Annotated in this window: 17 protein-coding genes; 3 read left to right on the forward strand and 14 right to left on the reverse strand. The window is 34.8% G+C overall.

The window, feature by feature from the left end; translation table 11 throughout:
• Positions 1 to 62: 62 nt before the first annotated feature.
• From fba to ABS916_RS11935, 4 genes are all read right to left on the reverse strand, one after another.
• On the reverse strand, positions 63 to 920 hold the full coding sequence (gene fba, locus ABS916_RS11920) for a class II fructose-1,6-bisphosphate aldolase (protein WP_350452110.1): 858 nt from the start codon (positions 918 to 920) through the stop codon (positions 63 to 65).
• Positions 921 to 1053: 133 nt separating this feature from the next.
• Positions 1054 to 2652 (reverse strand): CTP synthase, encoded by a 1599-nt coding sequence (gene pyrG, locus ABS916_RS11925; protein ID WP_350452111.1) that lies wholly within the window; start codon positions 2650 to 2652, stop codon positions 1054 to 1056.
• Between the two features lie 256 nt (positions 2653 to 2908).
• The gene (gene rpoE, locus ABS916_RS11930; protein WP_350452112.1) at positions 2909 to 3526 is read right to left on the reverse strand and encodes a DNA-directed RNA polymerase subunit delta; all 618 of its coding nucleotides are present in this window, start codon (positions 3524 to 3526) and stop codon (positions 2909 to 2911) included.
• Between the two features lie 44 nt (positions 3527 to 3570).
• Positions 3571 to 4002, reverse strand: coding sequence for a YwiB family protein (locus tag ABS916_RS11935; protein WP_350452113.1), 432 nt, complete (start codon positions 4000 to 4002; stop codon positions 3571 to 3573).
• Between the two features lie 209 nt (positions 4003 to 4211).
• Between ABS916_RS11935 and ABS916_RS11940 the strand changes: the two genes are divergently transcribed.
• The 3 genes from ABS916_RS11940 to yidA are packed head-to-tail and all read left to right on the forward strand — an operon-like array spanning position 4212 to position 7308.
• Positions 4212 to 5081 carry a lipoate--protein ligase family protein gene (locus tag ABS916_RS11940; RefSeq protein ID WP_350452114.1) on the forward strand — a complete coding sequence of 290 codons (870 nt, stop codon included), beginning with the start codon at positions 4212 to 4214 and terminating at the stop codon, positions 5079 to 5081.
• Positions 5078 to 6472, forward strand: a complete 1395-nt coding sequence (locus ABS916_RS11945) for an HD domain-containing protein (protein WP_350452115.1) — start codon at positions 5078 to 5080, stop codon at positions 6470 to 6472. The genes ABS916_RS11940 and ABS916_RS11945 overlap by 4 nt, the downstream gene beginning before the upstream one ends.
• The gene (yidA, locus tag ABS916_RS11950) at positions 6469 to 7308 is read left to right on the forward strand and encodes a sugar-phosphatase (RefSeq protein WP_350452116.1); all 840 of its coding nucleotides are present in this window, start codon (positions 6469 to 6471) and stop codon (positions 7306 to 7308) included. The genes ABS916_RS11945 and yidA overlap by 4 nt, the downstream gene beginning before the upstream one ends.
• Positions 7309 to 7433: 125 nt before the next feature.
• On the opposite strand, the gene ABS916_RS11955 is transcribed toward yidA, so the two are convergent.
• From ABS916_RS11955 to ABS916_RS12000, 10 genes are all read right to left on the reverse strand, one after another.
• Entirely contained in the window at positions 7434 to 8528 is a 1095-nt protein-coding gene (locus tag ABS916_RS11955) for a GntR family transcriptional regulator (RefSeq protein WP_350452117.1), read from the reverse strand.
• A gap of 166 nt (positions 8529 to 8694) precedes the next feature.
• Positions 8695 to 10119 (reverse strand): L-arabinose isomerase, encoded by a 1425-nt coding sequence (gene araA, locus ABS916_RS11960; protein ID WP_350452118.1) that lies wholly within the window; start codon positions 10117 to 10119, stop codon positions 8695 to 8697.
• 15 nt (positions 10120 to 10134) lie between these two features.
• On the reverse strand, positions 10135 to 10839 hold the full coding sequence (locus ABS916_RS11965) for an L-ribulose-5-phosphate 4-epimerase (protein WP_350452119.1): 705 nt from the start codon (positions 10837 to 10839) through the stop codon (positions 10135 to 10137).
• 14 nt (positions 10840 to 10853) lie between these two features.
• On the reverse strand, positions 10854 to 12461 hold the full coding sequence (locus ABS916_RS11970) for a xylulokinase (RefSeq protein WP_350452120.1): 1608 nt from the start codon (positions 12459 to 12461) through the stop codon (positions 10854 to 10856).
• Between the two features lie 246 nt (positions 12462 to 12707).
• A complete protein-coding gene (locus ABS916_RS11975) occupies positions 12708 to 14156 on the reverse strand; it encodes an alpha-N-arabinofuranosidase (protein WP_350452121.1) in 1449 nt (482 codons plus the stop codon).
• A gap of 30 nt (positions 14157 to 14186) precedes the next feature.
• A complete protein-coding gene (locus ABS916_RS11980; RefSeq protein ID WP_350452122.1) occupies positions 14187 to 15140 on the reverse strand; it encodes a glycoside hydrolase family 43 protein in 954 nt (317 codons plus the stop codon).
• A gap of 31 nt (positions 15141 to 15171) precedes the next feature.
• A complete protein-coding gene (locus ABS916_RS11985; protein WP_350452123.1) occupies positions 15172 to 16530 on the reverse strand; it encodes a glycoside hydrolase family 43 protein in 1359 nt (452 codons plus the stop codon).
• 62 nt (positions 16531 to 16592) lie between these two features.
• On the reverse strand, positions 16593 to 17222 hold the full coding sequence (locus ABS916_RS11990) for a DUF624 domain-containing protein (protein ID WP_350452124.1): 630 nt from the start codon (positions 17220 to 17222) through the stop codon (positions 16593 to 16595).
• A gap of 301 nt (positions 17223 to 17523) precedes the next feature.
• Entirely contained in the window at positions 17524 to 18360 is an 837-nt protein-coding gene (locus ABS916_RS11995) for a carbohydrate ABC transporter permease (RefSeq protein WP_350452125.1), read from the reverse strand.
• 14 nt (positions 18361 to 18374) lie between these two features.
• Positions 18375 to 19295, reverse strand: a complete 921-nt coding sequence (locus ABS916_RS12000) for a carbohydrate ABC transporter permease (protein WP_350452126.1) — start codon at positions 19293 to 19295, stop codon at positions 18375 to 18377.
• Positions 19296 to 19312: the final 17 nt, after the last annotated feature.

Genomic DNA, 19312 nt, shown 5'->3' on the forward strand with positions numbered 1-19312 from the left:
TACTATATCTTTAACCAAACAAAAAACCTTGCCATTTAGGCAAGGTTTTTTTGTTTGGTTAATTAAGCTTGGTTAGAAGATCCAAATCTTTGCATTGTAGTTTTAACTGTTGCAACGATTGCATCTTTACCAGGAGCGATAACTTTACGTGGATCGTAAACTTTGTCGTCAGTGCTTAATTTTTCACGTACAGCTTTTGTCCAAACTTGTTGTAATTCAGTATTTACATTGATTTTAGAGTGTCCATTTTCAATAGCTTTTTTAATTTGGAATTCTGGAATTCCAGATCCTCCATGTAATACTAAAGGAGTTTTAGTTAAATCAGAGATGATTTTCATTTCGTCAAAACCTAGAACAGGTTCGCCTTCATAGTCACCATGTACTGATCCTAAAGCTGCAGCTAAAGCATCGATTTTAGCGTCAGTTACCATACGTAGACATTCTTCTGCGTCTGCATAGTTTACTCCACCAGTAACGCCATCTTCAGTACCACCAACAGTTCCAACTTCTGCTTCTACTGATGCACCTTTTGAATGAGCGTATTCTACAACTTTTTTAGTTTCTTCAATATTTTTATCAATTGCAAATGCAGAGTTATCGATCATTACAGAAGAAAAACCAGCATCTATTGCAGATTTACAATTTTCAAAAGAAGAACCATGGTCTAAGTGTAATGCAACTGGGACTGTAATATTCATTGTTTCCATCAAAGCTTCAACCATTGCTGATACAACTTTAACGCCACCCATGTATTTACCTGCTCCTTCAGAAACACCTAAAATAACTGGTGATTTTTCTGCTTCTGCAGCTTCCAATACAGCTTGTGTCCATTCAAGGTTGTTGATGTTGAATTGACCTACAGCGTATTTACCCTCTAATGCTTTATTTAACATATCTGTCATACTAACTAAACGACTCATATATCTTTTCCTCCTTAAGGAAATCTTTTTATTTACTAAGATGCTCTTAGTCAACGTTGTTATTATACCAAACACACGCTGAAATATCCATAAATATTATAATACTTATCTAGTTTTCATGACCTTTTCATAATTATTTATTCAATGTTGCAGTTACAAAACCTAAAAATAATTTTTGCGGGCGATTTGGACGAGATATAAATTCTGGGTGAAATTGGCAAGCCACATAAAATGGGTGGTCCGATAATTCCACTATTTCAACTAAACGATTGTCTGGCGAAACTCCTGAAAACACTAACCCTTTTTCTTCTAATTGAGTACGGTATTTATTGTTAAACTCATAACGATGACGGTGACGTTCTTGAACAACTTCATCATTATCATATGCTTTTGCTGTTACAGAACCTGGTTTTAGTTTACATGGGTATAAACCAAGACGTAGTGTTCCTCCCATATTCACCACCTCTTTTTGATCTAACATTAGATCAATGATATTATGTGGTGTTTCCGGGTCTGTTTCTGCAGAATGTGCTCCTTCTAGCCCGGCAACGTTACGTGCAAATTCTACACAAGCTAATTGCATGCCTAGGCAAATCCCTAAGAACGGAACCTTATTTTCACGTGCGTATTGAATGGCTAAAATTTTACCTTCTAAGCCACGATCTCCAAAACCTCCTGGAACTAGAATGCCATCTGCATCTTTCAACTTGCTTTCAACATTCTCAGCTGTCATTTCATCTGCATTGATCCAATCGACTTCAATTTCAGAATCAACAGCATATCCTGCATGGTTTAACGATTCAATAACCGATAAATAAGCATCCGGTAATTCAACATATTTTCCAACTAATGCAATTTTTGTTTTCTTAGATAAGTGCAATACTTTTTGTTCTAATGCAATCCACTCTGACATATCTGCAGGCGGTGCATCGATTTTTAGATGATCACAGACGATTTGATCCATATTTTGTTTTTGTAAATTTAATGGAATGGAATAGAGCGTATCTACATCGCGCGATTCAATAACGGCTTCAGGGTCAACATCACAAAATGAAGCCAATTTATCTTTCAAGCTTTGCGGAGCAGGTTTTTCTGTCCGGATAACTAAAAGATTGGGTTGAATTCCTAGCCCGCGTAATTCCTTTACACTATGTTGGGTGGGTTTTGTTTTCATTTCACCTGCTGCACCAAGGTAAGGAATTAGGGTTGTATGGATGTACATCACATTGTCAGAACCAACATCGCTTTTCATTTGGCGTAACGCTTCTAGAAAGGGTAGTGACTCGATATCACCTACTGTACCGCCAACTTCTGTTATAACGATATCAGAATCCGTTGTTTGTCCTGCACGCATAATTTTTTCTTTGATTTCATTGGTAATGTGCGGTATTACTTGTACTGTTGCTCCCAAATACTCTCCCTTACGCTCTTTGCGTATAACTTCTGAGTAAATTTTCCCTGTTGTTACATTAGAATATTGATTTAGATTGATGTCGATAAAGCGTTCATAGTGACCTAAATCTAAGTCGGTTTCAGCTCCATCATCTGTTACGAAAACTTCGCCATGCTGGTAAGGACTCATTGTTCCCGGATCAACATTGATATACGGATCAAATTTTTGGATCGTTACTTTTAATCCTCTATTTTTCAATAATCTTCCAAGAGAAGCTGCTGCGATTCCTTTACCTATGGAAGAAACTACTCCGCCTGTCACAAAAATATACTTCGTCATTTTTACCGACTCCTTCTAATCTTAATTAGGGTAAAGAAACAATCATTCCCTTTATTGTTTCTCATTTGGATAATAAAAAAAACAAAGCTCCCTATTCATAGTAGAATAGGGAGCTTTTTTGATTACTTTCCGTTCTTGTCCCTTAAAAATGAATTTAAGGGAGCCCAATGTACATAATACACAGCTCTGCGAGAACCGTCAAGTAATATCTTAAAAACAGACTTTTACCTAGAAACAATCATTAGCAAATTGCTTACTAATATTCTTCCTCAGAGTCGTCTTCGTCTTCATCTTCAATAATTGTAAGATCTCCTTCGACACCGTCAGGCAATTCGTCTTCTTCATCATCGGTACCTAATTCAGATAAATCTGCCTTGTATTCGCCTAGATCTTCTTTGTCCTCATCGTCGATCATTACACCGTGTTCATCAACATTCACACGCCCACCGTAAGTAGTAGCATCGTCATCTTCTTCCTCTTCAGGAGAATCATCGTCTTCAGGATCATCATCGTTGTAATCAATATCATCTTCCCCTGTAACAAATGCACTAGCCTTTTTACGTTTTTTACGACGTGGAGCTTCATCTTCATTTCCTTGAGTTACTTCTTCATCGATAAAATCGATTGGATACCATGAACGTAGTCCCCAACGATTTTCTCCTAAGGAAATAAAACTACCGTCAATATTTAAGTCTGTATAAAATTGAGAAGTTGCATTAGCAAGTTCTTTTGAGTTTATGTTTAAAAATTCTTGTACTTCTTTTAGCAAAGCTGAGAAATCAAGGATCTCTCCTTTTTGATCTAAGATGGCATGAGCTACTTCAATCATTGACAATTCATTTTTGTTTTGCCCGTCAAATTGTGTTAATTTCACGAAAGCCACGTCCTTTCAACAGTCTATTCTTTATCATACAATATTTAAATAGTAAAAAGCAATTGTAATTTGTAATCTCCTAATTTTTCTTTTCCTAAAAATAAATCATATTCAATAGAGACACTTCCAGAAAAAGGTTTATCTGTATAACTGATCTGCATATCTTTTGTCATGGTCTCTATATTCACTGTACCTTGAGGCGTACGATAGAGCGTTTCAAATCGTTCACCTTTATCAAATCTCATGCGTGTCGTTGTTTCACCTTTACGCGTAAGAGTCACAATACCAGAAGGGTCGATTTTAACTGTCACAGGAACAACTCCTGTTTCATAAGTTTCTTGAAAACGAATGTAATAAGATGAATTCATTTGAACGACTTTACCTACTTCATCAAATACATGTTTTTCGGTTTCATTGCCTTGAGAGATAATCGTCTCTAAATGTACCTGCGCTACTCTTCCTTTTGATAAATCCAATTTATTTCACCTCATATTTTTTTATTCCTGTCTTTTAACTATAAATGAATATTTTTTAGCTAGTTGATTTTACTTTATTGCATATCTATCTTATCATAAATTGCAAGATTATTATGCTTTTTTAAAACGGTAAAGGAAGAACACAACAATAATATTTGCTATAATAAGGAAGAGTTACTGTTTCTAATCAAATAAAGGAAGTAAAACCAATGAATCCTACTGATACTAAAGACTTTCTAACCAGTCATTCTTATGAACTTTATGAATCAACAACCATGCCCTTTACTAACAAAACCATTTCTCACTTCGCATTAACGGATAGTTTATTGCGTTATGTTGGAAAGTATAAAAAAAACAGTTTACATTTTTGGCCAACTTCGAATTTAGTTATCTTAGGTATGATGGATACAAAATTACCTTATTTCAAAGATGCGCTAGAGGTCATAAAAAATTATAACCATTCATTTATTGTCCGAAATTCAGGTGGATTGGCTGTAGTTGGAGATGAAGGCGTGTTGAATTTTTCTCTTATATTGCCTGAAGATACTCAACAAAAAATGCCCATCAATACTGGATACGAATTTATGCTGCAATTGATCAATGAAGCTATCAAACCGTTTGGAAAGATAAGCGAGGCATATGAAATCAAAAATTCTTACTGTCCTGGAGATTTTGATTTAAGTATTGACGGTAAAAAATTTGCAGGCATCTCGCAAAGACGATTAAAAAGTGGCGTAGCGATCATGATCTACATCAGTGTAAACGGTAATCAAGAAAAAAGAGCTAAAATGATTCGTGATTTTTACCAAGCTGGTCTAAAAGGTGAAACGGTCAAATGGCATTTTCCATCAGTCGATCCGTCTGTTATGGCAACCTTAGAAGAATTGCTGTCTATTTCTTTAACTGTGGAGGAAATGAAACAGTTGATCTTAGATACCCTGCTTCAAAAGAACTGTACCATTTCACCAGGCGACTATTCTTCAGAACTATTAACCGACTATAATGAAGGATTTGAAAAAATGATTCGCCGCAACCAACAAATGCTTGGCAATTCTATTGATAAGGAGTTAATCGAATGAGCAACCTTTACGACGCCAATTTTTCATTACCAATCGAACATGTTTTTCGTGACCCAGTTCATGATTACATTCATGTTCAACACCAAATTATTTTAGACTTAATCAATTCAAGTGAATTTCAGCGCTTACGTCGAATCAAACAATTAGGTACTTCTTCCTTAACGTTTCATGGTGCAGAACATACTCGTTTCACTCATTCGTTAGGTGTATACGAGATTACTCGTCGAATCTGTGATAAATTCCAGCGAAATTATGCTACTCAAACACCAGATGATGGCGGTTGGGATGATAATGAACGCTTAGTTGCCTTATGCGCAGCACTTTTACACGACATTGGACATGGACCCTATTCCCATACATTTGAACATATTTTCAAAACCAATCACGAAGAAATCACGGTAGCCATTATCACCTCTCCAGAAACGGAAGTTTTCAAAGTGCTAGCCAAGGTGAGTGAAGACTTTCCTGCAAAGGTTGCTAGTGTCATTCAAAAAACGTATCCTAATCCGCAAGTGGTCCAACTTATTTCTAGTCAAATCGATGCCGATCGGATGGACTACTTGTTACGAGATGCCTATCATACAGGCGTAAATTATGGTACATTTGATTTAACTCGTATTCTTAGAGTAATTCGTCCTTACAAAGATGGGATCTATTTCCAATTATCCGGTATGCATGCTGTTGAAGATTACGTCGTAAGTCGCTATCAAATGTACATGCAAGTTTATTTCCATCCTGTTTCAAGAGGTATGGAAGTTATTTTAGATCATCTGCTGAAACGCGCAAAAAAAATGTACCTTAATCCAGAGATTCAATTTAATGACCAACTAAATTTGCTCATTCCTTTTTTTGAAAAGAACTTTACACTTAAAGATTATTTAAAATTGGATGACGGTGTGCTAGCTACTTACTTTACGTTATGGAAAGATGAAAAAGATCCTATACTAAGCGATTTAGCTACGCGGTTTCTTGATCGACACCCTTTCAAATCCGTTAAATTCTCCAGTAAAACAGACTTGAATTTGATCGAAGAGTTAAAAGTTATTATTCGTGAAGCTGGTTACGATACAGATTATTATACAGCGGTTAATAACAGTTATGACTTACCTTATGACTTTTATCGACCAAATCAGGACACGAACCGCACGCAAATTGAATTGGTCTATCAAGATGGTACATTAGTAGAACTATCTAAGGTCAGTGAAATTGTGTCTTCTATAACAGGAAAGGTTCGTGGCGACGAACGATTTTATGTACCAAAAGAATTTTTAAAACCTAGAACTTCTGAAGAAATTACGTTATTTGAAGACTTGTATCATGAATTTAATCGTTATATTAAAAATGGGGCTATTGCAGACCCAAATAAACCAGTGGAGGATTCACTTAAATGACTATCGAATTAATTGCTATCGATTTAGATGGTACCTTGTTAACCCCTGAAAGAAAAATAACGGCGAAAGTAAAAGAAACGATTGAGATTGCTAAAACAAAAGGCATCAAAGTTGTTGTTTGTACTGGCCGTCCATTGCCAGGAGTATCACCAATCCTAGAAGCCTTAAATCTAGAAGAAGAAGGCGATTATGTGATTACGTATAATGGCGCGTTAGTCCAACAATCACATAACGGTAAAGCTATCGCTCACCATACTTTAAGCCATGAAGATTTTTTGAGAATTGAAGAAATGAGCCGTCAAGTCGATGTGCATTGTCATACGATCGATGAAAAATACATTTACACTGCTAACAGAGACATCAGTCCTTACAGCGTAAGAGAGTCATTTTTAGTCAATATGCCTATTCGGTACCGCACAGTTGAGGAAATGGATCCAGCTCTTGAAATCAGCAAAATGATGATGATCGACGAACCTGATATTTTAGATGCAGCTATTGCCAAATTCCCAGAAGATTTTTACGATGAGTACACTATTTTAAAAAGCGAACCTTTTTATCTAGAAGTTTTAAATAAATCTGCTAGTAAAGGACAAGCACTGAAAGATTTGGGAGAAATTCTAGGCATACCAAGAGAAAATATGATGGCCATTGGCGATAATGAAAATGACAAAGACATGATAGAATATGCTGGTATGGGTGTAGCCATGGGAAATGCGATTGCCAGCGTAAAAGAAATCAGTAATTACGTTACTGATACAAACGAACATGATGGAGTTGCTACGGCTATTGAGGCCATTGCTTTTGAAACACTTCCTGCTGAGAACTACACTAAATAAAAATAATAAACTAAAAAAAGAGTGAAACAAACACAATTTGTATTTGTTTCACTCTTTTTTTGTGTACTTCAGAATACGTATAAACTAATTTTCTCAACTTTCATATGAAAAAAAACGAATGATTTTTAACTTTTTTCAGTAATATTTTTTGCTGATTCTCTTGTGATGAGTTCCGGTTGATAGATAACCGATTCTTTTTTAAAAGAAGGTTTTTCAAGTGCTTGTATAATCCAATTAGCAGCTTCTTTACCAAGTTGTTCTTTTGGATGGTTGATCGAAGTTAATTTAACATCTGAAGCTGTACTCAAAAATGAATTGTCATGACTTACAATTGAAAAATCATCTGGAATATTTTTACCAATCGCGTTGATTTGCTCAATAACTGTCATTGCAATTTGATCATTATAACAAACAAAAGCTGTAGGTAGATTTTCTAGGTTTAAAAGAACTTGTATCTTATCAGCCAACTCTCCTTTTGTTTCTGTATCAAAAGTAACAATTAACTTATCATCAAAAGATTTTTTCTTCTTTGAAAATGCTCGTATAAAGCCTTTCATCCTACTTTTCCCTTGCATGTCATCTGTTTTGGTAATCATACTGATTCTTTCATGTCCTAAATCTAATAAGTGAGTTGTTAACATTTCATTTGCCAACGTATCATCTATCCTAATTTCTGGGACATCCAGTTCTTCATAAGAAGCATTTATAGATACACACGGAATACCAGCTTCTTGGATTTTAAGATAGTAATTTAGATTTGGGTTTAGCAGAGCACTTTTCGTAGGCTCAACAATTAGTCCATCTACTTGTTTTTCCAACATCATTTCAAGGCTTCTTTTTTCATTTTGAACGTCATTTTGTGTACTAGATAATAATAATGAATAACCGCTCTCGCTTAAAGTTTCTTCCATTCCTCTGATGATTGAAGGGAAAATATAATCTGAAAGATAGGTTGTAATGACACCAATTGTTTTATTGCCTGTTTCTTTCACTCGTTGTTGATTTTGATCATTCACATAAGTTCCAGAACCTTGCTCTTTCTTTAAGAAACCTTCATTAACAAGTTCTGCGATAGATTGTCGAATGGTATGTCTGCTGACACCAAATTGTTCTCTTAATTTTGCTTCTGAGGGTATTTTGTTCCCTGCAGAATACTCGCCACTTAAAATGAGTTCTTTTAATTGATTTTTGATTACTAAGTATTTCGGTTTATTAGACATTTAATCACCTTCCATAAGTTGTACGTACATGAATAGTACATGATGTCAATGAACAAAGCAAGATTCTGTACTATTTTCACCCATTGATCCTTATCTTACTTTATTACGTACAGCTAATAGTAACTTTTTGTCCAAGAAAAAAGTGCTTTTTCAAGCACTCTTTTTCTTATTTAATAACTACATAATCTAATTCAACCATTTTAGCCCATGTAGCAATTTGGTCTGTAGTTAAATTTAATGAAACTACAGTGTGGTGCCCGCCGCCATTTTCAATCCATGATTGGACACCCTCTGTAAAGTTTGGCTTCACTTTCCATAATACCCGCGCAACTGGCAAGTGAGGAGCTTGTTCTTCCGGTTCAAATGCAGAGACTTCATTAATTAGAAGTTTGAAGTGTGTGCCAAAATCGGACATAGTAACCACTACACCTTCTCCAGATTTACCGTCAAAGACTAGACGTGCAGGGTCTTCACGATCTCCCATTGATAGCGGTGAGACAACTACTTTAGGCTTATTACTTGCTAAGGTAGGATCTACTTCCATCATATGAGATTGTAAAATCGATTCTTTTCCTTCTGCCAATTCATATGTGTAGTCTTCCATGAATCCAGTGTTTTCATTGTGTGCCATAACTTTCATTAGACGATCAATAGCAGCAGTCTTCCAATCGCCTTCTCCAGCAAATCCATATCCATCTGCCATTAAACGTTGAACTGACAGACCTGGCAATTGTTGCATGCCATAAAGATCCTCAAAATTTGTAGTAAAAGCATTGTAGTTTCCAGCTTCTAAAAAGCGACGTAAGCCAATTTCTTGTTTGACTTGAGCCTTAACATGATTTTCCCAATCTTGATGGTCATAGCTACCATAATCAAAATCGTAAAGCGTTTTATACTCGTTAAAGAGCTCTTCTATTTCTGTTTCTTTTACTGCATCTATATACTGCACAAGGTCTCCAATACCAAAATAATCTACTGTCCATCCGAATTGGATTTGTGCCTCTACTTTATCTCCTTCAGTTACAGCTACATTTCGCATATTATCGCCAAATCGTGCTACCTTAATATTAAAACTTTCAATGTAAGCAACCGCTACATCCATCCATTCCGCAATTTGTTTTTGTACCGTAGGATTTTTCCAATAACCAACCACTATTTTATTTTGTTTCTTTAAACGAGCATTGATAAATCCGTATTCTCGGTCACCATGAGCAGATTGATTTAGATTCATAAAGTCCATATCAATCGTCTCCCACGGAATGCTTTCATTAAATTGAGTCGCTAGATGTAACAACGGTTTTTGCAACAATTTTGTTCCTCGAATCCACATTTTTGCTGGTGAGAATGTATGCATCCATGTGATGACTCCAGCTACTTCATCATGATAATTAGCTTCTTTCATTACTCTAGTGATTTTATCCGCAGTAACAGCTAATTCTTGTAGTACAATTGGATACGGAAGTTTCCCACTCTCATTCAATTCACTAACTAAAATTTCTGCGTGTTTTTTTACTTCTAACAATGTTTCTTCTCCATACAAGTGCTGTGAACCAACTACAAACCAAAATTCTTTTTTTCCTATAGTCAACATAATTTATTCTCTCCCTTAGTGTGTGTTTTTTTGTCCATAATAGGCATTTTTACCATGTTTACGTAAATAATGTTTATCTAAAACCCTTTGTGGAAGCTCTTCGGAAAAGCTGTTTAGCTGTCTCGAAAAAAGATTCATTTTACAAACTTCATCTAATACAACTGCATTCATCACTGCGTCTTTCGCATTTTTTCCCCAAGTAAACGGTCCATGTCCATGCAATAACACCCCAGGGATTTCCATTGGTTTAATATTTCGTTCTTTAAACGTTTCTACAATCACATGACCAGTTTGTTCTTCGTAACCTTCGTCGATCTCTTCTTGATTCAAAAAACGTGCACAAGGGATTGAACCATAGAAAGTATCAGCATGTGTCGTTCCCATTGCCGGTACGTCCAATCCTGCTTGAGCCCAAATCGTTGCCCAAGTTGAATGCGTATGGACAATACCACCAATTTCTGGAAATTCTTTGTATAATACGGCATGAGTGAACGTATCAGAAGAAGGGTTTAAGTTTCCTTCAACAACTTTTCCATCCATATCACAAACGACCATATCACTGGCCTTCATTTCTTCATAACTAATGCCACTAGGTTTAATTACAAATAATCCCTGTTCACGATCTACAGCACTTACATTGCCCCATGTGTATTTGATTAGTCCTTGTTTTGGAAGTTCCAAATTGGCTTGAAAAACTTCTTCTTTCAATTGTTCTAACACAATAGTCTCCTCCTTTAAATCAAATGATCAATTGCGGCTTGTTCAATAGGGATTCCTGCTTTATACCGCTTAATAAAGACTTCAAAACCTTCAACATCTTCTTTTTGAGGTTTTTCTTCCGTGCCTGTATCACCTGCAAATACTTGATTCTTAAGAAACTCTTCTAGTGATTCATTTTCATTTCTTGTTTTAATATAACTTGCTAACAAAGCAATTCCCCATGCTCCGCCTTCTCCGGCTGTATCCATTACTGATACGGGAGCATTCATAGCGGCCGCCATAATTTGTTGTCCAACTTTCTTTGTTTTGAACAAACCACCATGACCATAGATTTTGTTGATTTGGACTTTCTCCTCTTTTAAAAGTATGTCCATACCGACTTTTAACGCTCCTAAAGCTGAATAAAGATGAACACGCATAAAATTGGCTAAATTAAATTGACTTTCAGGCGAACGTACGAATAAGGGTCTTCCTTCTTTTATTCCTGTAATATTCTCTCCAGAATAATAACCATAGGATAATAATCCACCGCAGTCCTTATCTCCTTCAAGTGCTTTAGTAAATAGATGCTCAAATAGCTTATCTGTTTCCATCTCTATTCCTGCTGTTTCTAAAAATTCACGAAACAACTTGACCCAAGCATTGATATCAGAAGAACAATTATTTGCATGTACCATACCAACCAAATCACCAGAAGGGGTTGTTACTAAGTCAATTTCTGGATACACTTTTTGCAATTCTTTTTCCAAAACAATCATCGCAAATACCGAAGTTCCAGCAGATACGTTCCCAGTATGTTTAGCAACACTATTTGTAGCAACCATTCCTGTACCTGCATCGCCTTCGGGTGGACATAATGGAATGCCAGGTTGTAAATTTCCGGTTGGATCAAGAAGTTCTGCACCTTCTTTTGTCAGATACCCAGCCTCTTCTCCGGCTAATAATATTTGAGGTAAAATTTCTTCGAGTTTCCAAGTGTGATTCTTATCTGCAATTCGTTCATTAAATTGCTTAATCATCCTTACGTCATAATTTTTTGTCTCTATGTCAATCGGAAACATTCCCGAGGCATCTCCAACTCCTAAGACCTTCTTATTTGTCAGTTTCCAATGGATGTAACCAGCTAATGTCGTGAAGAATGTTATATCTTGTACATGAGATTCTTGATTTAAGATTGCCTGATGCAAATGAGCAATGCTCCATCTTTGAGGAATATTAAAGTTAAACAGTGTCGTCAATTCTTTTTCTGCCTGTTCAGTCATTGAATTACGCCAAGTACGAAAAGGTACTAATAACTCATCTTTTTTATTAAACGCCATATATCCGTGCATCATAGCACTAAATCCAAGAGATCCAATCGTTGTTAATGTTTCTCCATACTTTTCTTTTACCTCTAAAGCCATTAGCTGATAACTATTTTGTAAACCCTTCCATATGTCTGTAAGTGAATAAGTCCAGATATTGTTTTCTAAACGATTTTCCCATTCGTAACTCCCTGAGGCAATGGTATTAAATTTCTGATCAATTAATACGGCTTTAATGCGAGTAGATCCAAATTCAATTCCTAAGGATGTTTCTCCTCTAGCAATTGCTTCTTTTATCAGCCTATTTCTTTCTTCCAAAGCTTTTCCCCCTCTTTCGCTTAACAGTAGCAGTTAAAAAATTTAACAGTATTTGTTACCGCTAAATTGTAACCGTTTTCCATAAAACAATTATAAAATAGTTATACGTACATGTCAATGACATTATATATATACGTACGAACGAATTGTATAGATTATCAATAAAAAAAAATAAAAATGACTCTGCTGTTCGTATGAAAATCCACTCAGCCATTTTTATTTTTTAAATTCGCTATTCTGCTTACCTTAATTCTTTGCTACTATAGTAACGACACTCATTGGAGGCATTTTGAGTGTTAATTTAGATTCATTGATTGAATAACCTTTATAAATTTCTTTTTGTACATTATCTGGTGTTTCAAATGTATTATGGGCATCTGTCGTTTTAGCAGCTAATACCCAAGCTTCTATATTTCCAAAGCTTTCGTTATTTACTTCCAATACTATTTCCTCTTCATTAGTAATACTATAGTTACATAACGATACTGTTAACGTTTTTTCTTTTATAGACGCTGTATAGCTGATAGTATCTGAAGTTTCACCAACTGCATCAATTAATACTGCATCTTGATGATTTTGGTACATATCAAATACATGATACGTTGGGGTTTTTATCATTTTTTCCCCGTCCGTTAAAATCATCGATTGCAAAACATTTACCATCTGAGCAATATTAGCCATCTGAACACGATCCGCATGCTTATGAAAAATATTTAGAGTAATGCTGGCAATCATAGCATCTCGAATAGTATTTTGTTGGTATAAGAAACCTGGATTTGTTCCTTCTTCAACGGCTAACCACGTTCCCCATTCATCCACAATTAAGCCAATTCGCTTTTCAGGGTCATATTTATCCATAATCGTACTATGTTTTGTAATAAATTCGTCCATTTTATACGCGCTATGAATCAACGAGAACCATTCCTCATCAGGAAATCCAGTTGCTGGTCTTTTATCTTCCCATTCAGACGCCAAAGCATAATGATGTAGACTTAATCCATCCATAAAAGGAGCAGCATTCTTCATTAACACTTCCGTCCAATTATAATCGTCTATATTTGCTCCACAAGCAATCTTATAAATTTTTCTATCTGTATAGTTTCGAACAAAAGTCTGGTATTGGCGATATAAGTCAGCATAATATTCTGGTCGCATATTGCCGCCACCACCCCAACTTTCATTTCCTACTCCAAAGAAATCAACATTCCAGCCTTCTTCTTGGCCGTTCTCTTTTCGTAAATTAGCCATTGGAGACTCTCCAGGAAAAGTCATATAATCAATCCATTCCTGCATTTCTTGAACAGTTCCACTTCCTACGTTCCCATTAATGTAAGTTTCTGTTCCTAATTGCTTGCAGAGTTCGAAGTATTCATGTGTACCGAAATGATTGTTTTCTACAGTACCGCCCCAATTTGAGTTAACAATTTTTTTTCGTTTTTCTCGTGGTCCTATACCATCTTTCCAATGATACTCATCTGCAAATAATCCTCCCGGCCAACGCAGTACTGGAACATTAATTTCTTTCAACGCTTCAACTACATCCGTGCGAATACCATTTTTATTAGGGATATCCGAGTTTTCTCCCACCCATAATCCTTCATAAATACATTTTCCAAGGTGTTCAGCAAATTGTCCATATATGTATTTGCTGATCTTTGCTTTTTTTCTTTTTGGTGTAAAAGTAATATGATTCATGTTTTATTCTCCTTTGTTAGTTCTTTTTATTTATTTTCCTGGTATTCCAAATACTGGCATGCCTTCTTCATTCCAAGTAAAAACTTGTGCATTTGCATGTCTATCTGGAACATCCAAGGGCTCTTCTTCTGTGACTTTTTTTGGCCGAGCATGATAGATCAATACATCTTCACTACCATCTTCGCTAACTGTAAATGAATTATGTCCTGGTCCAAATAACAAGTTCTCTTCAGATGAAATAAATACTGGCGTTTCTAATTTGTTCCAACTATCTTTGTTTAATAAGTCATCTTCTACATCGGCCCACAACAGTCCCATACAATAATTTTCATCTGTTGCACTAGCGGAGTAACTAATGAAAATTTTGTCGTTACGGATAATGACTGCCGGCCCTTCGTTAACCAAAAACCCGATTTTTTCCCAATCATATTCAGGAATACTCAGTAGCGTTTGATTTCCAACTAATGTCCATGGATTTTCCATTTCTGATAGATATAAATTTGAATTACCAGGAATAGCTGGATCTTTTTGTGCCCAAACATAATATAATCTATCATTGTATTTAAAAGTAGTAGCATCTAGGCTGAAACTTTCGATTTCTGTTTTCACTTGGCCTTTTTCAATCCATTCACCTGTTAAAGGATTTTCATTAGCACATTCGAGTACATACATCCGATGTTGAAATGTTCCCTCAGCTATAGTGTCATCACTAGCAGCTGCAAAATAGATATACCATTTCCCACGTATAAAATGGATCTCAGGAGCCCAAATTAATTTACTCATTTCTCCATTTTCATGAGCATGCCAAACAATAGCTTTTTCTCCATCTTCTAACTCGTTTAGATTTCTAGCTCTTCTTACTTCGATCTCCTGATAACCCGGAACAGAACCAGTAAAGTAGTAAAAGCCATCAGTATGCTTGTACACCCAGGGATCAGCCCGCTCTGTGACAATTGGATTTTTGTATAATAATTTGCTTTTCATATTTTTTACACCTTTCATTATTAAGTATAATTTAATTTTTTATTCCAAATATAGCTATTCCTTCTTCAGACATTCCTGAAAATGCCATCGTTTGTTTTGTATTGTATTCATCCCATTGAGAAATAAACACACCGTAGTATTTATGATTATCAATAATAACGACTGCATTCATATTTTCATCTAAAGACCAACTTCCATTGAGATCTCCCTTTATGCTGCCATTTTCTTTCAAATGAATTAAAGATGGGGTTTTTATTTTAGAAGAGATGTCTTTACCATGATTAATTATTTTGTATTCGCCTTCAATTTGGTCATCAGTATAATGATCTATTGTTTCTCCGGAATATCTTAATGGTGCAATGACAGGCCAACCAGATTCATTGAAAAACATCTGGTGTGTTCTTACTTCATGATATTCATCATAATCAGGGAATCTGGCATGAAAAATAATAAAATATTTATTTTCCTTTGTATTATAGTAAGCAGAATTATGTCCTGGAGAAATGTAGCCGTCTTTTTCTGTTTCCTTAGAATTATTGAACTGATAATTCCCAATTAATTTGGATCCAAAACCTTCAATTGCTGTATCATCAAAGAAACTTCCTTCTGTTCCTTTAGCAGAAATCATGTCTTGATTTTCTGAATCTAAGTAAGGTCCATCTGGCGTTTTCGAGCGAGCAACTCGGATATTGTATCCGCCATCTGCATCAAGCCCACCAAAACTTAAAAATAAATAGTAATATTTTGTTTCTTTGTTATACAAAATATATGGTGCTTCAATTCTACTATGGTTTCCGCCTAATATTTTTTTGCCATACCCTTGATTTTCTTTAGGCAATGCTGTATTTTCATCCATTTCAAGAATAAAAATCCCTCCTGAATATGACCCGTAAACCATCCACAACTTTCCTTCATTATCATAGAAAACATGTGGATCAATTACGTTAGGTTCATCGGATGGATTAAATTGTTCTCCTTGGAGATTCGTAGTTCCTGATTTCAGAAACACTCCTTGGTCTTTGTAGGGTCCTTCTATAGTATCTGATATTGCAACTCCAAGGGTGGACAGCGGGGAAGAACCTTCACAAGCACAGTAATATAAGTAGTATCTGCCGTCTGCTAATTGAACAATATCACTTGCCCATAAAGTATCCGTTTCTGCATAATTAAAACTTTCTGCTAATTCGACTTTGACATTATCGAATAGTGTATTGGATTCCACATTTTCTGAAAGCTTATTCCAGTGAATCAAATCTTTACTTGAAGCAAGACTAAGATGAGAACCAATAATATAATATTGATCATCAGCATATATAACCGAAGGGTCATGTACAGAAACTTCTTTAAAGTCCGGTTCCTCTAATACTTGATCTACTATTCCGTTTTTCATACTACAGCTACTTACAAAAAATACTGTATTTAATACTAATAGATAAAAAAGTCTTCTTTTATTCAAATTGTATTTACCTCAACTAATAATTTTTTCTTTTTCAAAGCTTTCATACTGATAAAACTAATCGTTAATGTTCCAATCGATACAAAAGCTAGTATTCCCCCTAAAGGATATAGAAAAGAAAACAACACTAAAATACTTAAAACTACTAAATTCACAATATTCGTTACTGGCATCAGTAACGGTGTCATGAAGATCAGCTTAACTTTTTGCTTTAAATTCCCAACAGAGAACAGAGAAACTGGAATGAAGAAAATTAGCGTACCTATAATATAAAGAGCAACTATAAAGAGCGGAATTTTAAATAAAGAATAAGCTACATCAATATTTTTTATAATATTATAATCAACTCCTAAGACATAGAATAAGATCAAGTAACCAACAAAAGTCATATTAGATGCAATAAAAAGTTTTTTATAATTTCTAAAAAAGCTAGAAATAATTATTCTTATTTCACTCCTTTCTTCAAATAATTCTTTTTCATTTAATAGTTTATATAAAGAAGCTGTCGCTGGAGCAACCCCCAGAATAAATAATCCTAATGCCGTTCCTAAAAGCCATAAAATATTTAGGAGTACAATAAACATGATTTTTTCGAGAACTTTCATAATTGTATTAGCCCAATTCATGGTTTTACCTTCTTTCCTAAAATGGTTTGACCTATGCTAGATAGTCCTGATAAATAGTTGTTACTTTTCTATATTACCAATTGTAACCTTCATATATTTACAAATAGGAAACACTGTTGATGCGTCTACTTCCAAACGTTGAAGCAGAGCAATACATTCTGCATTTATTTCTAATTTCCACCATTTATGACAGTATCAGTTGAAGACATATACTATTTTTCGTTTTTATTATTTTTAGTAATTATTGAATCATGACCACCTAGTGTAGTCCATTCGTCGCTTACATATTTTTACATACTATCTATCCTTTAGATCCAGAAAGAGCTACAGATTCAATAATTTGCTTTTGGAAAACAATAAATACTAATAATACTGGAATCAAAGAAATTACAGAAGCTCCCATGATTAAAGGATAATCCGTTTGAATAGCATATGCTGCATTCAAATTCGCTATGACAACTTGTAAAGTTTGTTTTTCCGGACTATTTAAATAAAGCAACGGTCCTAGATAGTCATTCCATACACCCATAAACCACAAAATGAATTGAGCTGCTACAGCTGGTTTAATTACTGGGAAAATCAACTTACTAAAAATTTGCCAATACGATGCTCCATCTATTTTTGCTGCTTCCATTATAGAATCAGGTATATTTGTCAAATATTGTTTTAAGAAAAAAATCATTGTTATATTACCAAACAACCCTGGTACAATTAATGGAAGTAAAGTATTGATCCAACCGATTCTAGAAAATATTGCAAACTGTGGAATCATAATGCTTGGATAAGGAATCATTATTCCAATTAAAAGTAATAAAAAAATTAAGTCTTTGAAAGGCAATCGTAGTTTGGCAAAAGAAAACGCTGCTAAACTAGATGTCATTGTTCCAATAACTGTAACTGATAAAGAAACAATTATTGAATTTTTTATTCCACTCCATAACGTATCTAATTCAAATAAGCGTTTGTAACCATCCAATTGAAAAGGACTTGGGATCCATTGTGGTGGTAATGAGAAAACACCGCTTTTATCTTTAAATGAAGTAGAAATCATCCATAATAGTGGTGCTATCATGATGATTGCACCAAACAATAATAAACAAAATATTATGGAGTTACTCACTTTAGATTCTCTTTTCATAACTTGTACCCTCCTTAGTCCAGTTTATAATCTGACTTTCTATTAATATAAAATTGAATTACAGTAATGAAGAAAATTAAAACCCCTAATATTACAGCTATTGCTGAGGCATAACCCATATTTAAGTTATTAAATGCTTCACGCCATAAATACCAAACTACTGTTGCAGATGAGTATTGAGGTCCACCAGTAGGTGTCATAATATTAATCTCTGTAAAAATTTGTGATCCCGCAATAATGTTTGTAACTACCAAAAAGAATGTAATTGGTTTTACCATTGGCCAAGTAATGTACTTAAATCTTTGAAAAGCGGAAGCTCCGTCTAAATCCGCTGCTTCATAGTATGTTCTAGGAATACTTTGAATTGCAGCTAAGTAAAGCAACATAGAATATCCTACGCCTTTCCATACTGTCATAATAATAATTGCCGGTTTTACAGTATTTACATTTTGCAACCAATTAGGTCCTTCAACTCCAATTAGATTTAAGGCTTGGTTTACTAAACCAAAATCTCCATTATATGCCCATTGCCATAATATTGATATTGCTGCAAGAGATGATATTACTGGTATATAATAGATCACCCTAAATATGGTTCTTCCTTTAATTTTTCTACTTAATGCAGATGCTAGAAGAAAAGAAAGTACCAATCCAATAGGAATTCCTAACATTAAATAAAATGTATTTCCTAAAGTTTTCCAGAAATACTCATCTTGAAACAATTTTTTATAGTTTTCTAGTCCAATAAAATTCATTTGACTGATTCCATTCCAATCAGTAAACGAAGCATATAAACTAATTGACGCTGGAATAAGAGCAAAAATTATAAAACCCAATATAGGAATTAAAATAAACAAAAATGCAACTCTATGTTCAGCTTTATAAAGTGAACTTTTTCTTGCTTTAATTTGTTTAGCTTGTTGTATATTTTCCATGTTGCTTCCCTCCTATT

Origin of the sequence: Carnobacterium sp., from assembly GCF_040274945.1 — a bacterium.
Classification (GTDB): domain Bacteria; phylum Bacillota; class Bacilli; order Lactobacillales; family Carnobacteriaceae; genus Carnobacterium_B.